The sequence below is a fragment of the Dactylosporangium sp. CA-233914 genome (assembly GCF_050942935.1).
Lineage (GTDB): Bacteria > Actinomycetota > Actinomycetes > Mycobacteriales > Micromonosporaceae > Dactylosporangium.
The window spans coordinates 11,230,815-11,248,673 of record NZ_CP192030.1 but is presented as its reverse complement, the minus strand read 5'-3'; the positions used below and the strand labels follow the sequence as shown (position 1 = coordinate 11,248,673).

General features: G+C 73.2%; 16 protein-coding genes. 10 read left to right on the top strand and 6 right to left on the bottom strand.

Annotated elements, in window-relative coordinates:
* Both ACQPY0_RS50025 and ACQPY0_RS50020 read left to right on the top strand, forming a co-directional pair.
* Nucleotides 1-552, top strand: coding sequence for a Clp protease N-terminal domain-containing protein (locus tag ACQPY0_RS50025; protein WP_432977976.1), 552 nt, complete (start codon nt 1-3; stop codon nt 550-552).
* Complete coding sequence (locus tag ACQPY0_RS50020; protein ID WP_432977973.1) at nt 549-1,544, top strand: winged helix DNA-binding domain-containing protein; 996 nt, start codon at nt 549-551, stop codon at nt 1,542-1,544. Before ACQPY0_RS50025 ends, ACQPY0_RS50020 begins: the two co-directional genes overlap by 4 nt.
* Here the strand turns inward: ACQPY0_RS50020 and ACQPY0_RS50015 are convergent.
* Complete coding sequence (locus tag ACQPY0_RS50015) at nt 1,524-2,177, bottom strand: hypothetical protein (protein ID WP_432977970.1); 654 nt, start codon at nt 2,175-2,177, stop codon at nt 1,524-1,526. The genes ACQPY0_RS50020 and ACQPY0_RS50015 overlap by 21 nt on opposite strands.
* A gap of 59 nt (nt 2,178-2,236) precedes the next feature.
* On the opposite strand from ACQPY0_RS50015, the gene ACQPY0_RS50010 reads away from it, so the two are divergent.
* Both ACQPY0_RS50010 and ACQPY0_RS50005 read left to right on the top strand, forming a co-directional pair.
* Nucleotides 2,237-3,034: a phosphatase gene (locus tag ACQPY0_RS50010; RefSeq protein ID WP_432977967.1), complete on the top strand. Its 798-nt coding sequence runs from the start codon at nt 2,237-2,239 to the stop codon at nt 3,032-3,034.
* A gap of 78 nt (nt 3,035-3,112) precedes the next feature.
* Complete coding sequence (locus tag ACQPY0_RS50005; protein ID WP_432977965.1) at nt 3,113-6,727, top strand: BTAD domain-containing putative transcriptional regulator; 3,615 nt, start codon at nt 3,113-3,115, stop codon at nt 6,725-6,727.
* Nucleotides 6,728-6,742: 15 nt separating this feature from the next.
* Here ACQPY0_RS50005 and ACQPY0_RS50000 read toward each other — a convergent pair whose 3' ends face one another.
* Nucleotides 6,743-9,106 carry a M28 family peptidase gene (locus ACQPY0_RS50000; protein WP_432977962.1) on the bottom strand — a complete coding sequence of 788 codons (2,364 nt, stop codon included), beginning with the start codon at nt 9,104-9,106 and terminating at the stop codon, nt 6,743-6,745.
* A gap of 187 nt (nt 9,107-9,293) precedes the next feature.
* Here ACQPY0_RS50000 and ACQPY0_RS49995 point away from each other — a divergent pair, with 187 nt between their 5' ends.
* Entirely contained in the window at nt 9,294-9,674 is a 381-nt protein-coding gene (locus tag ACQPY0_RS49995) for a DUF6401 family natural product biosynthesis protein (RefSeq protein ID WP_432977959.1), read from the top strand.
* A gap of 103 nt (nt 9,675-9,777) precedes the next feature.
* On the opposite strand, the gene ACQPY0_RS49990 is transcribed toward ACQPY0_RS49995, so the two are convergent.
* From ACQPY0_RS49990 to ACQPY0_RS49980, 3 genes are read right to left on the bottom strand one after another with little or no spacing between them, the layout of a single operon-like run.
* Complete coding sequence (locus ACQPY0_RS49990) at nt 9,778-10,053, bottom strand: Smr/MutS family protein (protein WP_432977956.1); 276 nt, start codon at nt 10,051-10,053, stop codon at nt 9,778-9,780.
* Nucleotides 10,054-10,066: 13 nt separating this feature from the next.
* Entirely contained in the window at nt 10,067-10,474 is a 408-nt protein-coding gene (locus ACQPY0_RS49985) for a rhodanese-like domain-containing protein (RefSeq protein ID WP_432995734.1), read from the bottom strand.
* The gene (locus tag ACQPY0_RS49980; RefSeq protein ID WP_432977953.1) at nt 10,468-10,935 is read right to left on the bottom strand and encodes a cysteine dioxygenase; all 468 of its coding nucleotides are present in this window, start codon (nt 10,933-10,935) and stop codon (nt 10,468-10,470) included. The genes ACQPY0_RS49985 and ACQPY0_RS49980 overlap by 7 nt, the downstream gene beginning before the upstream one ends.
* Nucleotides 10,936-11,273: 338 nt before the next feature.
* Here ACQPY0_RS49980 and ACQPY0_RS49975 point away from each other — a divergent pair, with 338 nt between their 5' ends.
* Both ACQPY0_RS49975 and ACQPY0_RS49970 read left to right on the top strand, forming a co-directional pair.
* Nucleotides 11,274-12,224, top strand: coding sequence for an ATP-binding cassette domain-containing protein (locus ACQPY0_RS49975; protein ID WP_432977950.1), 951 nt, complete (start codon nt 11,274-11,276; stop codon nt 12,222-12,224).
* Entirely contained in the window at nt 12,221-13,057 is an 837-nt protein-coding gene (locus ACQPY0_RS49970) for an ABC transporter permease (RefSeq protein ID WP_432977947.1), read from the top strand. The genes ACQPY0_RS49975 and ACQPY0_RS49970 overlap by 4 nt, the downstream gene beginning before the upstream one ends.
* A gap of 46 nt (nt 13,058-13,103) precedes the next feature.
* On the opposite strand, the gene ACQPY0_RS49965 is transcribed toward ACQPY0_RS49970, so the two are convergent.
* Entirely contained in the window at nt 13,104-14,633 is a 1,530-nt protein-coding gene (locus tag ACQPY0_RS49965; RefSeq protein WP_432977944.1) for an Hsp70 family protein, read from the bottom strand.
* Nucleotides 14,634-15,167: 534 nt separating this feature from the next.
* On the opposite strand from ACQPY0_RS49965, the gene ACQPY0_RS49960 reads away from it, so the two are divergent.
* The 3 genes from ACQPY0_RS49960 to ACQPY0_RS49950 all read left to right on the top strand — a co-directional run bounded on the left by ACQPY0_RS49960 (nt 15,168) and on the right by ACQPY0_RS49950 (nt 17,190).
* Nucleotides 15,168-15,413, top strand: a complete 246-nt coding sequence (locus ACQPY0_RS49960) for a hypothetical protein (protein ID WP_432977941.1) — start codon at nt 15,168-15,170, stop codon at nt 15,411-15,413.
* Nucleotides 15,414-15,607: 194 nt separating this feature from the next.
* Entirely contained in the window at nt 15,608-16,030 is a 423-nt protein-coding gene (gene tnpA, locus ACQPY0_RS49955; protein WP_432977938.1) for an IS200/IS605 family transposase, read from the top strand.
* Nucleotides 16,027-17,190, top strand: coding sequence for an RNA-guided endonuclease InsQ/TnpB family protein (locus ACQPY0_RS49950; RefSeq protein ID WP_432977935.1), 1,164 nt, complete (start codon nt 16,027-16,029; stop codon nt 17,188-17,190). The genes tnpA and ACQPY0_RS49950 overlap by 4 nt, the downstream gene beginning before the upstream one ends.
* The last annotated feature ends 669 nt before the right edge of the window (nt 17,191-17,859 follow it).

Below are 17,859 nucleotides of genomic sequence, written 5' to 3'. Positions count from 1 at the left end.
ATGTTCGAGCGGTTCACCGACCGGGCCCGGGCCACCGTGAAGGACGCCAAGGCGGAGGCCGACGCCCTCGGCCACCCGCGCATCGGCTCCGAGCACCTGGTGCTCGCGCTGCTGCGTGGCGACGGCGGGGTCGGGCGCGAGGTGCTGCTGGCCGCCGGGATCGAGCACGAGGAGATTCGCGCGGCCGTCGCCGCCGGGGACGACGCCGCCGCGCTGCGCTCGATCGGCATCGACCTCGACGCGGTGCGGGCCAGCGTCGAGCGGACCTTCGGCCGGGGCGCCCTGGAGCGGGCCGAGCCGGCCGAGCGGGGCGGGCTGCTGTTCCGCCGCTCGAAGATGCCGACCCGGTTCAACAACGCGGCCAAGAAGACCCTCGAGCTCTCGCTGCGCATCGCGTTGTCGCTCAAGCACAACTACATCGGCACCGAGCACATCCTGCTCGCCGTGCTCAAGGAGGAGCGCGGTGCCGGCGGGCGGCTGCTGCGGGAGCGGCACATGACGTACGAGCGCACGCTTGAGCTCGTCCAGACGGCCCTGCGCAACGCCGCGTGAGCGGGGCGCCGGTCCTGTCCTGGCGGGCCCTGAACCGGGCGCTGCTGGCCCGGCAGCTGCTGCTGGAGCGGGCGCCGATCACCGCCCCGGAGGCGCTCACGCGGATGGGTGGGCTGCAGGCGCAATACGCGCCGTCGATGTACATCGGCCTGTGGACCCGCGTCGCGGACCTGGAGCGCGAGTCGCTGACGAGGATGCTGCACGACCGCGCGGTGGTCCAGGCGACGCTGCTGCGCGGCACGATCCACCTGGTCTCGCGGAGCGACTACTGGACCTTCGCGGCCGGCGGGCGCACGGTCCGCCACGAGCCGGTCGAGGCCGTCCTGCGGCTGCGCGACCTGCTGCGCGAGCGGCCGGTCCGCCGCACCGAGCTCGACGAGATCGTCGGCCCCGACCTCCGCCGGGTCGTCTACGAGCACCTCGACCTGGTCCGCGTCCCGCCGTCGGGCACCTGGGCGCGGCGCCGCGCCGACCTGTTCGGGCTCGCCGAGGACTGGGTCGGCCCGCCCGACGTCGAGCCCGGTGCGGCCCGGGAGCGGCTCGTGCGCCGCTACCTCGCCGCGTTCGGCCCCGCGCACCGCCGCGAGATCGCCGACTGGGCGGGGCTCCCGCCGGCCGCGGTGGCGCCGGTCCTGGCCCGCCTGGACCTGCGGACGTTCCGCGACGAGCGGGGCCGGGAGCTTCTGGACGTTCCGGACGGTGTACTGCCCGAGCCGGACACGCCCGCGCCGGTGCGCTTCCTGCCGACCTGGGACGCCGTGCTGCTCGTGCACGCCCGGCGGGCCCTGATCCTGCCGGAGGAGCACCGCTCGAAGATCTTCCACGTGCGGATGCCCCAGTCGATCGGCACGTTCCTGCTCGACGGTCAGGTGGCGGGCACGTGGGTCTGGCGGGACGGCCGGGTGGCCTGGGAGCCGTTCGCGCCGCTGCCGGCCCGGGCCCGCCGCGCGGTGGACGCCGAGGCCGAGCGGTTAGGCGCCTTCCACGTCTGAGCGGTCCTGCATCTCCCACAGGTGGTCCAGGACGTGCCAGGTGAAGCGGCGGGCGGCGTAGCGCGCCGTCCACCCCTTCTCGGCCAGCGGCGAGCCGTCGCCGGTGCGGCCCAGCACCTCGACGACCTCGTCGCGCAGCGCGTCGATCGCGGCCCGGTCGGCGAGCGCGGGCGGGCGGTGCTTGACCCCGATCCTGCGCGCGTACGCGGCCTCGGACTCCAGCACGTGGGCGATCATCTTGTCGCGGTCCCGGCCGCCGCCGCGCGGGCCCTTGCGCAGCGACTCGGGCGCCGTGGCGGCGTAGGCGTCGAAGGCGGCCCACGCGGCGCGCAGCAGCTTCGTGTGCCGGGCCGCGACCGCCGCGGTGACCGGGGCCGAGTCCGACTCCGGGTGGCCGTCGGGCGCGCCGAACTCGGTGGTCGCGGTCCCCGGCACCCGCTCGGTCACGCTCAGCCGTGGCGCGGCCGGGAACGCGAAGCCGGCGGCGGTGGCGATCGGTGCGTAGCGTGCGCCGTACGCGGCCAGCGCCTCGACCGCGTCCTGCTCGCTCTTGCCGAACCGGCCCCAGCCCGGCCAGTCCAGGCTGCCCGCGAATACCTTCTTCGTGCCCGTCTCGATGTAGATACCGGCCATACTGTGACCTTAGGCCGCATTCCTCGGCGGCGTGCGGGCCGGTACCTACCATGGTTGACATGCCCCAACTTGTGAATCACCTTCGCGAAGCCCTGCTCGCCGGCGATGTCGAGACCACTCGGGACTCCAACCACGGCAACGCCGCCGCCTTCGCCGAGGGTCGTGAGGGCTACCTGTTCGGCCTGACCCCCCTCAAGGCCTGGACGCTGACCGAGGTGCTCGCCGTGATGGCCGAGCGGGTCGGCATCGACCCCGATCCCGAGCGCTCGACCGGCGTCGACGCCATCGATCCTCACAAGACCGTCGCCGCGCTGACGCGCATGCGCGACCGGCTGCGCCAGGCCGCGGCCAACCGGGAGCGGGTGATCGTGGCGACCGGGCACCCGGCCGGGATCATCGAGGTCCACCTCGCGATCGCGGCGGCGCTGCGGGCGGCGGGGTGCACGCTGCTGCGGCCGGCGCCGGGCGCGATGTTCGCCTCGCCGGGGCACTACATGGGGCGGGAGCTGCCGCTCATGGTGCGGTACATCGCCGGGGTCGCCGTCGCCGCGGAGCGCGGCATCGCGCTGTGGCACACCCACTCGCCCGCCGGCATGCGCGCCATGCTGGCCGAGCTCGACGCGCTGGGGGAGGCGCCGCCGGACCTCGTCGTCGCCGACCACGGCTTCGCCGGCGCCGCCGCGGCGGCCGGGCTCGACGTGGTCTCGTTCGCCGACAGCAACGACCCGGCGCTGTTCATCGGCGAGGCCGAGGGGCGCGTGCGCGTCACCGTGCCGATCGACGACAACGTGCAGCCGCACCTCTACGCGCCGGTGAGCGCGTTCCTGCTGGACGGCCTCATCGACCAGGAAGTATGACTCGGATGCGATGAGGTAGATCGCCGGTGAATCTGGTGTGGGTTCCTTCCCGAGGAAGCATCGTGTTGTCACCCGAAGGTGGCGATCCCAGGCACCGCCTGGGCCGTCGACCCGGTCGCCAACCAGGTCATCGTCTCGATCGACCCGACCGTGCCGGCCGAGCACGTCAAGACCATCGAGAGCCTCGTGGCGAGCCTCGGCGCCGCGCTGCGCCCGGCCATCTACACCGGCGGCGGCGTGACGTACTTCCAGCCGGTCACCGAGCCGCTCAGCGTCTACGGCGTACCTCGTACGGCACCGGGGACCGGGCGCCGCGCCCGGTCCCCCTCGGTCGCACCCGGGTGGCAGAGTTGGGGCATGCGTGTCGGGCTGCTCGGACCCCTCGCCGTCGAGATCGACGGCCGGCCGGTCGAGGTCGGGGGCGCCCGCCTGCGCACGCTCGTGGCGCGTCTGGCGATGGAGCCTTCCCGGTTCGTACCGGTCGAGCAGCTCGTCGACGCCCTGTGGCCGGACGGCCCGGCGCCGGCCGACCCCGCCAACGCCGTGCAGTCGCTGGTCTCGCGGCTGCGCAAGACGCTGGGCGGGCACCCGGCGCTGGAGTCGGGGCCGCGCGGATACCGGCTGGGAATCGAGCCGGACGACGTGGACGCGTCCCGCTTCGAGCACCTCGTCGCGCAGGGCCGCCGGGACCTGCGCGCCGACGCCCCGGCCGCCGCCGCCCGGTCCCTGCGCGCGGCCCTCGCCCTGTGGCGCGGCCCCGCCCCGGCCGAGCTCGGCCCGGTCGTGGCCCGCTGGGACGAGCTGCGCCTGGCCGCGACCGAGGACCTCATCGAGGCGTCCGGCTTCAGCCCCGACGCCCGCCCGGCGGCCATCGCGCAACTGCGGGAGCTCGTCGCCGCTCACCCGCTGCGCGAGCGGCTCGTCGCCCTGCTGATCCGCGCCCTGCACGCCGACGGCCGCCAAGCCGAGGCCCTGGCCGAGTTCGAGCAGTGCCGGCGCCGCCTGGCCGACGGGCTCGGCGCCGACCCGTCGCCCGAGCTGCGCGACGCCCACGTCAGCGTCCTGCGCGCCGAGGCCCGCCCGGGCCGCGCCGGCAACCTGCGCGCGACGCTGACCAGCTTCGTCGGCCGCACCGGCGACGTGGAGCGGCTCGCCGCCCAGGTCGCCGACGCCCGCCTGGTCACGCTCGTCGGCCCCGGCGGCGCCGGCAAGACCCGCCTGGCCACCACGGTCGCGTCCGGCCTGACCCCGAGCCTGCCCGACGGCGCCTGGCTGGTCGAGCTGGCCCCGGTCGCCGAGGCGAGCGAGGTCCCGGCAGCCGTCCTGCGCGTGCTGGTCACGGCCGGCCTGGCCCAGCCGGACACGGCCCGCCGCCCCCGCCGCGGCGACATCATGGACCAGCTGGCGGACGCCCTGTCCCTACCCGGCATCCTGCTGGTGCTGGACAACTGCGAACACGTGGTCGACGCGGCCGCGGCACTGGCCGAGGAACTCCTGGGCCGCTGCCCAAAGCTACGCATCCTGGCCACAAGCCGCGAACCCCTGGCCATCCTGGGCGAAACCCTGTTCCCGGTCGGTCCCCTACCGATCCCGCCACCGGCCCTCCCAGCACCTTCTTCACCGCCCGCCCCATCTCCGACCTCGCCCCGGTCCTCGCCGCCGCCGTCCGCTTCGTCCCCGCCGCCCGCTCCGGCCGCGCCTGCCCCGTCTCCGGCTTCGGCGTGGTCATCCTCGTCGCCGGCCCCTTCGCCCGCGCCACCCGATGGTGCGGTGGCCGAGGCGTTGCGGTCGCCGGCCGTGCAGCTGCTGCGGGACCGGGCGGCGGCGGTCCGGCCCGGCTTCGCGGTGACGTCCGGCAACGTCGCCGCGGTGGTGGAGATCTGCCGCCGCCTGGACGGGCTGCCGCTGGCCATCGAGCTGGCCGCGGCCCGGCTGCGCACGTTCACCCCCGAGCAGGTAGCGGCCCGCCTCGACGACCGCTTCCGCCTGCTCACCGGCGGCAGCCGCACCGCCCTGCCCCGCCACCGCACCCTGCACGCCGTGGTCGCCTGGAGCTGGGAGCTGCTCGGCCCCCAGGAGCGAGCCTTCGCCGAGTCCCTGGCCGTGTTCCCCGGCACCTTCGACGCCGACGCCGCCGCGGCGGTCAGCAGCGCCGAGCCCGCTGCCGGCTCCGGGCCGGTTCGCGTCGGTGACGCCGAGGACCTGCTGCACACCCTGGTCGACCGCTCGCTGCTGCAGGTCGCCGACGGCGGCGGCCGGGTGCGATACCGCATGCTCGAGACCATCCGCGAGTTCGCGCTCGAGGAGATCGGGCGCCGCGGCGCGGCCGGGGCCGTGCGGGCCGCGCACGCCGCGTACTTCCTGGCGCTCATGGAGCGGGCCGAGCCGAACCTGCGCACCGGCGAGCAGCTGGAGTGGCTGGAGCGCCTGCGGCCGGAGCGGGACAACCTGCACGCCGCCGTCGCGTATTTCTGCGACAGCGGCGACGCGGTCGGCGCCTTCCGCATCGGCGCGGCCAGCGGCTGGTTCTGGACGTTCGAGGACAACCACGCCGAGGCGGCCCAGTGGTTTCGGCGCATCCTGGCCGCGGGGGAGCGCGACCCGGACGCGGTCCCGGCCGACCTGCGGCTCGTGGTCCGCTCGATGTATGTGGTGAACAGCGGCTTCGCCGGCGACTTCCAGGTCGACCCGGCACAGCTGAGCGAGCTGGTCGCGATGGCCGCGACCGCGCCGCCCGGCGGGCACCCGTTCGTCGATCTGATCGAGCCGGTGGTGGCGCTCTTCCGCGACGACACCGAGCACGGCGCCGCGCTCGTCGCGGCCCGCCTGGCCGGCCCGGCCGACACCTGGACGCGGGCGATGCTGCTGTCGATCCTCGGCCACCTGCGCGAGAACGACGGCGACATCGAAGGCATGCTGCGCGAGCTCGCCGCCTCCGCGGACGCGTTCCGCAGCGTCGGCGAGCGCTGGGGCCTGGCGATGACCCTCGCCTCCCTCGCCGACGCTCACACCCGCCGCGGCGACTTCGCGACCGCGATCGCGAACTTCGAGGAGTCGATCGAGCTGTACGGCCGGCTCGGCGTCCACTCCAGCGAGGCGTATCTGCACGTCAGCATGGCGGCCCTGCGCCGGCACACCGACGGCCCAGCCGCGGCGCGGGCAATGCTGCGCGAGTTCGTCGAGGACGCGAGCCGGTCGCCCCGGGACACGTCGCACGCGATGCTGGAGCTGGGCCACCTCGCCCGGGCCGCCGGCGACCTCGCCGAGGCGGAGCGCAACTACCAGGAGTCCTGGCGGCTGCAGCAGGAGTCGCCGCTGGTGGCCCCGCAGTACAAGGCGATCGTCGTGTCCGCCCGCGCGGAGATCGACCTGGCCCGCGGCGAGCTGGACCTGGCCCGCACCCGCCTGGCCGAGGCGATGGAGCTGGCCCTGTCCGCGCGCGACATGCCGGTGGTCGGCAAGATCGCGGTGACGGTGGCCGGGCTGCGCATCGCCCAGGGCGACGAGGTGCTGGCGGCGACCCTGCTCGGCGCCGCCGAACACCTGGCCGGCGCCCGCGACGCCGCCAATGCGGACTGGACGCGGCGCCGCGAGACCCTGCGCGCCGCGCTGGGCGAGGAGGCCTTCGACACGGCGACGGCCCGCGGCCTGAGCCTGCCGCGGTCCGACGCCCTCGAGCTGGTCGCCCCCTGAGACGGGCCGGAGCCGTCAGAGGCTCTGCGTCGCCGCCACCGCCAGCAGTTCGCTGGAGTGGCTGCCGAAGACGCCGACCGCCGGCGGACGCGGCGTGAAGCCCGGCAGGGACGCCAGGCCGTCGCTGCCGTCCACCAGGCGCAGCTTGAACGGGCCCGTGCCCCGCAGCACCAGCGTCACGTCCAGGCCGGCCGTCGGCGGGCCGTGGAAGACCACACCGAAGCGGTCCTGCTCGTCGAGGTACGGCACCGCCTCCCGGCCCTCGACCGTGGCGGAGACGACGCGGTGGTCGCCGACCTCGCCGTAGAAGGACAGGAATCGCACGTCGCGCTTGGAGGCGATGCGCAGGTGCAGGGTGCGCCGGTCGCCGGAGGTCTCGTCGGAGACGATCGTGGCGGCCGGGGCCGGCAGGTCGGCGGCCTGGGCCGGGCCCACCGACAGGTCGCCGTCGGGCAGGACCGGGAACTCGCGGTCGAGGGACCGGTGGTCGCGCACGTAGTGCGACGTCCAGTCGCCCGGCGACCCCTCCAGGCTCACCCACTGCGCGGTGCCGGTGTCGCGGTCGAGTGCGTACATCAGATGGGTGGGCTCGGGATGCCCGCCGTCCCAGTCGTCCACGACCATGCCGGTCGTGGTGCAGACCAGCGACACCACCAGCGCCGCCGCGGCCGGGGCGGCACCCAGGCGGCGGTGGCGCGGGGCGGAGGGCGCGCGGTACAGCGGCTCGAGGACCGGCAGGATCGCCAGCCCCAGCAGCGTCGCGAACATCGCCGGCGCCGCGCCCGTGGCCAGGCCCAGGGCCGGGAAGAACAGGGCTACGGTCGGGGCCAGGATTGCGGTGGCGAGCGCCGCACCGGCGACGAGGACGGCGAAGCGGGCCAGCGGCGGCCGCACGTGCAGCGCGACGATCCCGGCCAGGGCGCCGGCCAGGGCCGCGACGGTGACCAGGTAGGAGCCGCCCGGGATCGCGGCCGCGAACAGCGCGCCCAGCACCGCCAGCAGCGCCAGCGCGCCGGTGGCGAGCGGGACCGGGCCGACGCGGCGGCGGCTCAGCGCATACCACCCCATGAGGATCGCGGCCGTCAGCGCGACCACGCCGAAGCGGAACCACGTGGGCCGGGCCGGGTCCAGCAGCTCGCCGTAGCCTGGGCGGATCGCGACCAGCACCGCCCACAGGACCTGGGCGGCGACCGCGACCACGACGAGGGGCACCAGCGCCAGCCCGAGGCCCGCGAGCGTGCGCGGCACCGAGGTCAGGCCGCGGCGGCGGGCCAGGAAGACCAGGGCGGCGACGGCCAGCAGGGCGAGCACGGCCAGCGGCCACGTCAGGGCGGCCGGATAGCGGACCAGCAGGCCGGCGAACGGGAAATACACGGCGTCGCCCGCGGCCGGCTTCATCAGCGGCGGCAGGTCGGCCCGGCCGAACTCGCGGGCCAGGGCCAGGGCGTTGTCGCCGTGGTGCTGCAGGCTGGCCCGGTCCATGGTCGAGGGGCGGTCCATCGGGCTGTGATACACCGACGAGCCGTCGATATACGCCGTGTTGAGCCCCGTGAACCGGCTCTGCGCGAGGAACGGCGTGAAGTCGGTGTCGTTGGACAGCAGCCGGTACACCTCGACGGCCAGGCTCGTGCCGACCGGATGGGGCGTGCGCGCGTAGACGTCGATCAGCTCGGCGTTGCCCTGCGAGGTCTGGAACATCACGGCCGGCCCGGCGCTGCCCCGCGCCTCGAAGTTGAGCACCACCGACTGCTTCTGGCCCAGCGGGTGCCGGCTCACGAACGCCTCGGCGCCGCACAGGCAGGCCTCCTCGGCGTCGGTGAACAGGAACACGACGTCGTTGCGCGGCTTCGCCCCACCGCCCTGGGTGAGGGCGCGGGCGGTCTCCAGCAGCGTGCTCGTGCCGGCGCCGTCGTCGTTGGCGCCGTAGCTGACCTGCACCGAGTCGTAGTGCGCCATGAGCACCACCTGGCCGGTGGGCGCGGTGCCGGGCAGCACGGCGACGACATTGCGCACGTGGGCCATGCCGCCGTCGCCGAACTTGCCGGCGTTGACCCCGACGGCGTCCTGGACCTCCGGCCGCAGGCCGTAGGAGGTCAGGGTGTCGATGATGTACTGCCTGACGCGGCCGGCCGCCGGGCTCCCCGTGACGTGGACCTCCTGACCCATGCGCTCCACGTGCTCGAACGCCCGCCCCGCGGAGAACTCGCCCGCCGGAATCGTCGCCGGGCGGGGCGAGGGCGGCTGGACGTCGGCGATGCCGAGCGCGGCGACCAGCGCCAGGACCACGAGGCCCGCGGCCGCGACCAGGCCGCGCCGCGGCGGTGCGACAAAGCTGCGGTCCGGGTCGGCGGCGGGTGCCGGAGTGTCGTCGTCGGACATGGTGTTCGTCCTCCTGAACGGCGCGGGGTGAGCACATTCTGCACGCCGGGTCCGACAATTCCGCCGGGGCCGTACGGACCGATTCCGCAGCGTGATGTCCTCCGTACGGAGTGCTGTGGGTCATGAACGGGTGCTGGTCGGTTGTTGGCGGCCGAATCGGTCCGCCGACTGCCTAGCGTCATCGTCCATGAACAACGAACTCACCCCTGCCGCCGCCGTCGAGCTCGACGCGGCGTACCTGGCCACCGCCGAGCTCGACGCCCGCTTCCACCTCGACCGGGTCATGGCCATGGTCGGCGTGGACGGGCTGGTGGAGGCCCTCGCCCAGCCGTACCTGCTCGCCAAGATCGACCAGCACGCCGCCGCGGTGCGGGAGAGTCTGACGGCCGCCGGGAAGAGGGTCGACGCGCTCTCGCTGGCCGGGTACGCCCGCTCGGTCATCGCCGTTCACCAGCGCCACGGCCGGCCGCTGCCGACGCCGGACAGCATCGACTGGGCCGCCGCCGACTGGACCGTCCTGCGCCTGGTCGCGGTGTGTCACCTCGCCGACGCCACGGACGCCTTCTGATTCGCTAGATACCCAGCATTTCGGACTTATCGCCTGTCAGGGTATAAATCCGATATGTCGTGGCGCGCAGCGCCCGACATATCGTCCACCGGGCAGTGCGTCGTCAACGTCGACGACCCGGGGACTCGTTCCACCGAAAATGTACGAACAGCCGCCCGAAGTTGTCCGAGTCCTTCTCCACCCGGTGATACAGCGCCTTGATCTCCCGCTGGTCGAGAAAGCGCAGCACCCGCTTCTTCAGCGCGCCCGACCCCTTGCCGGGGATGATCTCGACGAGGGTGGCGCGCTTGGCCACCGCCTCGTCGATGATCCCGCGCAGGGCCCGGTCGATGTCCCCGCTGCGGTTGAAGATGTCGTGGAGGTCGAGCTTGAGCTTCACCCTCCCAGCCTAATCACGCCCCGGCGGTCACCGGATGCCCCGCCGCCTTCCAGGCCTGGAAGCCCCCCGCGAGGTCGGTCGCCCGGTGCAGGCCGAGGTCCTGCAGCGCCGCCGCGGCGAGCGAGGACGTGTACCCCTGCGAGCAGAAGACGACCACGGGCAGGTCGAAGCGGTCGGCGATGTCCAGCCGGGCGTCGCTGCGCGGGTCGAAGCGCCACTCCAGCACGTTGCGTTCGATGATGAGCGCGCCCGGGATTTCGCCCTCCTCGGCCCGCTGTGCCGCCGGGCGGATGTCGACGAGGACCGCGCCCTCGGCGAATGCCAGCCGCGCCTGGTCGGCGTCGAGTCGTCGCAGGCGGGACCGGGCCTCGGCCAGGATCTCGTCGATGCCGCGCCCGGCGCCCAGGACCGCGGTCACCAGTCCGCCCCCGCCTTCGTGATCGACTCGACGCTCAGCCGGCCGTCGTGCAGCCGGTAGCGGGTCATCGCCGTCAGCGCCGGCCCGTACGCGTGTACGGTGACGGCCGGGCGCGCGCCCGCGTTGACGATCCGGTGCACGTAGTGCGGGCCGAACCGGTGGCCTTCCCCGGGGCCGAAGGCCGAGCTGACCAGCGCGCCGCCGCGGACGGTCTGCTCGACGAGCTCGCCGGACACGACGGTGAACGCGCCCGCCGAGCCGCCGTGGTCGTGCAGGTCGGTTCCCTGGCCCGGCAGCCAGGTCAGCAGCCAGATCTCGTGGTCGTCGGTGACGGCGAGGCGGCCGTACCAGCGCCGGACCGGGTCGAAGCGAGGCGCGAACGGCCAGTCGACGGGCGCGGCGGCGTGGGCGCGGGCGAGCGACAGGAAGTCGGTCGCGCGGGCGGCGGTGATGGCGACAGGCATGGCAGTTTCTCCAGTATTCGGACGTACTAGATAGGAATTAAAGCAGACGCGAGGCCGGGACGGCCGAGGAAGGGCGGGTGAGTTTCCGCGAGTCAGGGCTCTAGCGGGAACAGCGCGCGCTGGCGTGCCGAGCGAGGTCGACGACCAGTCGACGGGTCAGCAGCGCCATACAACCGATGTTGCCGATGCCCGATCGACATCGTCAACCCGCGTCCAGCATGCGGGAACTGCGGGATACTACGAGCCTGTCAGCAGATGACAGCCCGATGTGCGCGGTTTGACAGCGCCGGGGTGCAGGCTGCATGCGTTGAGAAAGACTTCCACAGGGGGAACACGCCATGAGCTTCGCTTTCCAGGCAACCGGCCTGGTCAAGCGTTTCGGCAAGACCACCGCGCTGGCCGGGGTGGACCTGGCCGCCGAGCCGGGGACGGTGCTGGGCGTCCTCGGGCCCAACGGCGCCGGGAAGACGACCGCGGTACGCATCCTGGCCACGCTGCTGCGCCCCGACGAGGGCCGGGCGGTGGTCGGCGGCTACGACGTCGTGCGCCAGCCGGCCCAGGTGCGCCGCATCAGCGGGCTGACCGGCCAGTTCGCGTCCGTCGACGAGGACCTGACCGGCACGGAGAACCTGGTCATGATCGGGCAGCTGCTGGACCTGCGGGCCAAGGAGGCCAAGGCGCGGGCCGCACAGCTGCTCGCCGAGTTCGACCTCAGCGAGGCCGCGAACCGGCCGGCCAAGACGTACTCGGGCGGCATGCGCCGCCGGCTCGACCTGGCCGCGAGCCTGGTCGGGCGGCCGGCGATCGTCTACCTCGACGAGCCGACGACCGGCCTGGACCCGGCCAAGCGCGAGGACGTGTGGAACATGGTCCGCGCGCAGGTGCGGGAGGGCACGACGGTGCTGCTGACGACGCAGTACCTCGAGGAGGCCGACGCCCTCGCTGACGAGATCTCCGTGATCAACCACGGCAAGGTCATCGCGCACGGCACGCCGGCGCAGCTCAAGCACATCGTCGGCGGCCAGACCATCAGCGTCCGGCCGGCCGACCCGGCGCACCTGGACACCGTCTCGACGATCCTTGCGACGGTGTCGGGCAACGAGCCGGAGTCGCACGGCCGCGGCGTGGTCTCGGTGCCGGTCAAGGACGACAGCGCCATGACGGCCGTCGTACGGCGGCTGGACGAGGCGGGCATCGGCGTGATCGAGCTCTCGCTGCACCTGCCCAGCCTCGACGAGGTGTTCTTCACGCTGACCCGCGAGCGCCAGGAGCAGGAGGTGGCCGCATGAGTACCACGACCACGACCGCACGCGAGCACTCGGCCGACGGCACGCCGGTCGTCGCGGCCGTCCCGGGCCGGCCCTTCGGCCTGGTCCGGCACAGCCTGGTGATGGCCCGCCGCAGCCTGATCAAGACGATGCGCACGCCGGAGCAGCTGCTGGACGTCACGCTGCAGCCGATCATCTTCATCGTGATTTTCGTGTACCTCCTGGGCGGTGCCGTCGCCGGCGACCGCCACGCGTACATGGAATTCCTGCTGCCGGCGCTCATGGTGCAGAACGTGCTCTTCGCCTCGGCGCCGACGGGTGTGAGCCTCAACACCGACATCAAGACCGGCGTCTTCGACCGCTTCCGCAGCCTGCCGATCGGCCGTTCGGCGCCGCTCATCGGCGGCGTGCTGGGCGACATGATCCGCTTCGTCGTGTCGATCGCGGTGATGCTCGGCTTCGGCGCGCTGCTCGGCTTCCGCACCACGACCTCGTTCGGCGAGGTTCTCGCCGCCTGCCTGCTGGTCATGTTCCTGGCGTTCTGCTTCAGCTGGATGTTCGTCCTGCTGGGCATGATCGTGCGCGAGCCCGGCGCGGTGCAGGGCCTCGGCTTCGTGATCATGTTCCCGCTCACCTTCGGCACCAACGTGCTCGTGCCGACCGACACCCTGCCGGGCTGGCTGCAGGCGTGGGTGAAGATCAACCCGGTCGCCGACGCGATGCAGGCGGCCCGCGGGCTGATGGTCGGCCAGGGCCCGGTGGGCGAGCCGGTGCTCAAGACGCTGATCTGGTCGGTGGCGATCCTGGCGGTCTTCGCGCCGCTCGCGGTCCGCGCCTACCGCCGCAAGGCGTAACCCGGCCCTGCGCGACGCCGCGGTGCCGGACCGGCACCGCGGCGTTTCAGCTGATGATCTGGAAGGCCCAGTCGTACGCGCCGTACGAGGTCGTGTTGATGCCGTGCTGGAGCGTGCCCTCGTACGAGTCCTGGCCCTGAACGATCTTGATGACCACCCGGCCGCCGTCCTCCAGCGAGATCCGGCCGTCGTGGACCGCGGCGGTGCAGACCGAGGAGTCGGTCGTGTACGGGCTGGAGCCCCACACCGTGCCGATGATGTCGGAGGTCGGGCACTGGTACGAGATCGTGAGCCCGGCCCGCCCCTCGTAGTCCTTGGCCGTGGTCGTCCAGTCCACGTCTGCGCGGTCGACGGCAGCGGCGACCGGCGACTCGCCCTGGCCCGACCCGCTGTTGTTCCCGGAGCTGCTGTCCTTCATGAGCTGGGTGACGCCGTACACGCCGCCGCCGAGCACCAGCAGCACCGCCACGAAGGCGCCGACCAGCAGGCCCGTCCGCCGCGGCTTCCCGCCGGCCGGCTGCGGCTGGGGATACGCTGGCGCCGGCGACATCGGGTAACCCCGCCCCGGACCCGCCGCGAACCCGGGGGAGACCGGCGTCGAGGGCATCGATCCGCCGCTCACCGGGGCCGCCGTGAACCCGGGGGAGACCGGTGAGGACGGCATCGATCCGCCGCTCACCGGTACCCCGGACATCGGCATGCCGGGCGGGCCCGAAACCGGCCCGTACGTCGTGGCGCCGGGCGGCGCGGAAACGGGCGGTGCCGAGGGCGCGGGCGGTACGGAAACGGGCGGCGCCGGCGGAGCGGGTGGTACGGAAACGGCGGCCCGGGCCACCCCCGCGGCCGGCGGCGGGGTGACCGGTGCCGGCGCGACCGCGGTGAACTGCGTCGACCCGCCCACCGCGCCCTGCGCCACGACCAGTTCGGGCTGCTCGACGACGGTCGGCGCCTTGCCGATCGCCTGGTGCAGCAGCGTGGCGACCAGCGGAATCCGGCTCCCGCCACCGACGAGGAACACGCCCTGGACGTCGCCCACGCCCAGCCCGGCGGAGGCGATGGCGGCCCGGGTGGCGGTGACGGTGGCGGTGAGGATCGGCCGGGCGAGCTGCTCGAACTGGTCGCGCCCGAGGGGCACGTCCGACTCGAGGGCCGGGATGTGGATCATCGTCGAGGAGGTGCGGGAGAGCATCTCCTTGGCCGAGCGCACGTCGTCCCAGAGCAGCCGGTGCGAGCGGCGCTCCGCGCTGGTGCCAGGATGGGTCAGGCGCTGCCAGGCCTGCGGGTTCTGGCCGCCGTGGACCGCACCGAGGTAGCCGACGATCGCCGCGTCGATGTCCAGCCCGCCGGACGTGCTCAACCCCTCGGCGGAGAGGACCTCGAAGGCCCCGCCGCCGTGGCGGACGACCGAGGCGTCGAAGGTGCCCGCGCCCAGGTCGTACACGACGAAGACGGAGCCGGGGCGGGCCTGCGGCGCGTCGGGCCCGCCGAGGGTGAGGAAGACGTTGGCGGCAGCCACCGGCTCCGGTACGAGCGTGACGCCCCCGAGCCCGGCCCGCTCCGCGGCGGCGTGCAGCACGCCCCGGCGGGTCTGGGCCCAGGCGGCGGGCAGGTGATGGTGGTGGGGCCGAGCACGCCGCCGCAGACGCGGCGCGCCTCGCCGGCCACGCGGGCCAGGACGGCGGCGATGAGGTCGACGGTGGCGATCTCGTGGTCGCCGAGCAGGACGGCGGGCTCGTCGATGCGCCGCTTGGGATTGGGCTCGTATTGCTCCGGGCTGATCCGCGCCGCGTGCATGGCGTCGCGCCCGGTCAGCAGCCCCTGCGCCGCGTCCGCGTGGACCGCGGACGGCAGCGTGGGCGACCCGTCGAACAGCAGCGGCCGGACATGCCCGTCCGGCCAGGCCAGCATCGCCACGGTGTTCGAGGTACCGAAGTCGACCCCGAGCCGGTACCCTCGCGCATCCACGCAGCCAATATACGGGCTGGTGAGGGGCCCGCGATCGGCTCAACGGTCCGGTTTGCGCGCTTGACGGGCGCATCGACATCGACGAGTTATCCACAGGAAGAAAATCTTGCTGTTGTACGGGGGTGGGGGTGCTTATCGTCGGTTCATGACAGTCGATGATCTCTGGAGCCTCCCGGCCTCAGCTGCCTGTCGGGCCGGCCGTGTCGCATCGGACGCGCAGCGAACCCTCGCGGCGATCCTGGAGCGGATCGAGGTGCCGGTGCTGTTGCGCGACGACGGCCGCCTCACGTTCTTCCCGCACGATCCCGCGGACCTCGCCGCGATCCGCGCCGCCCAGGCCGCCGCCCGCGCGGTCCACGCACACTTGGCCGGGGTGCTCCGCGGAGCCTGACCACCGGTCCGCGGACCGGCCTCTCCGACGAGCAGCAGCGGCGCCGCCTCCATCAGCTACCTCCAAGGGGACCGTCGCCTTCAGGCGACGGGTGGATTGGATTTCCCGCGTAGCGGGGCAGGAGCAGGCGACACGAACGTGTCGCCGTCAACCACCCGCGACAGTTAGATGCGGTCCTCATGCATACTCGCCGTGTGGCTCGTGAAGTGCAGGTTTCCGCCGGGGCGGCATATGACCTCGGATACCACGTCGTGTGGTGCCCGAAGTACCGCCGTCCAGTGCTGACCGGCGTGATCGCGGCCCGTTGCGACGAACTGATCAGGGCCAAGTGCGCTGAGCACGACTGGCAAGTCTTAGCCCTGGAGGTGTTGCCCGACCGCGTGCACCTGTTCGTCAAAGCGCATCCGGTGGACTCGCCCGCCCACGTCGCGAACCAGCTCAAGGGGTACACGTCACGGGTACTGCGCACCGAGTTCGCAGCGTTGAAGTCCCGGCTGCCGACCCTGTGGTCCCGGTCGTACTTCGCCGCGACCGTCGGTGCGGTGTCCGCCGCGACGGTGCGGCAGTACATCGACACCCAATACGAGCGGCCGTGGCGCAAGGAGCGTGGCCGGTGAGGCGCGCGTACAAATTCCTCCTGCGCCCGACCAGCAAGCAGGTCGATGCACTCACCGCGTGCGTTGAGGACCACCGTCAGCTCTATAACGCCGCGCTGCAGGAGCGCCGGGACGCGTACCGGCGGGCGGGTGTCTCGATCCGCTACGGCGACCAGTCTGTTCAGCTCAAAGACATTCGCCGCTACGATCCAGACCAAGGACGTTGGTCGTTCTCGTCCCAGCAGGCCACCCTGCGGCGTCTCGAGACAGCGTTCGCTGCGTTCTTCCGGCGAGTCAAAGCAGGTCGGGCGCCGGGTTATCCGCGCTTCAAGGGCATCGGCTGGTTCGACACCGTCGAGTGGCCGAAGGATCGTGACGGCTGCCGCTGGGACTCCACCCCCGACGACCTCACCCGGGTCTATCTGCAAGGCGTCGGACATGTCCGGGTCCACGCGCACCGCACGGTCGAGGGCACCGTCAAAACGATCTCGGTCAAGCGGGAGGGACGCCGCTGGTATGTGGTGCTGTCCTGCGGCGACGTGCCCGAACTCGTGCTTGCGGAGACCGGCAGCGCTGTCGGCATCGACATGGGCATCGCGTCGTTCCTGACCACGTCCGACGGCGCGCAGATCAGCAACCCGCGTCACGGCCGCCGCAACGCCGAACGGCTCGCCGCCGCACAGCGCGACCTCGCCCGCAAGAAGCGGGGTTCGAACCGACGCCGGAAGGCCCGCGAGCGGGTCGCCGCCCATCACGCGCGAGTGCGCCGTCGGCGTCTCGACCACGCTCACAAGGCCGCCTTGTGGCTGGTCCGCCACTACGACATCATCGCGCACGAAGATCTGCGGATCGCGAACATGACCCGCTCCGCGTCCGGCACCGTCGAGGTGCCGGGCGCGAACGTGGCCCAGAAGTCGGGCCTGAACCGGAGCATCCTCGACGCGGGTTGGGGGGTGTTCCTCAACGTGCTCGCGAGTAAGGCTGAAAGCGCCGGCCGTGTCGTCGTTGCGGTGAACCCCGCCAACACTTCCCGCACCTGCCCCGACTGCGGGCACTGCGCGAAGGAGAACCGTGTCACTCAAGCCGACTTCGTCTGCGTCGCCTGCGGTTATGCCGGGCACGCCGATGTGGTCGGCGCAACGAACGTACTCGGGGCCGGGCTGGCCCTTCTGGACGCCTGAGCGTCCAGTGAAGCCGCCTCGTACGGGGCGGAGGAGTCACCACCCCGTCAAGCGATTCGAGCGGCCCCGCCGCCAGCCGCCCCGATGCGCACCGCAGCACCGGAGGCAGGCAGGTGACCAGCGCGCCGACGGCCAAGACCCGGTCCCCGGCGGTCGGGCCCCCGCCGAGGACCGGGCCGTCCTGAGGCGCCGCTGATACCGGCTACCCTGGGGACCCTCGCCACAACACCAGCAGCGCCCCGAGGTCCGCCACGGTGGTGACCCCCCGTCGCCTGGCCTACTCCTCCTCGAACGCCGCGCGATCCTCGACAACGACCGCCTCGACGACCTGCACTCCTCGCTCGTCGACACCCGCCGAATCCCGCACCCTCACCACCCCCGGATCCCGCACCCTCACCACCCGAAGCACCGAAGCCCGTGCTTACCGTGTCGGAGCCTGCGCCCGGGCTCACCGTGCCGAAGCCTGCGCCCTCCCCAGCGCGCCCGCCGCGTCCACACCTGCGCCGCCCGCCGGCTCCGACCCACGCCCGCCGCGATTCCCACCGCCGGCCCCATCGGCACCACTCCCGCACCGCGCTCGCTGTCGGCTGACGCATCCAAACCGCCCCCGCGTCCCGAGCCGGACTCATCCGACATGGCCGCACAATACGCGTTTCCATCGATATTCGT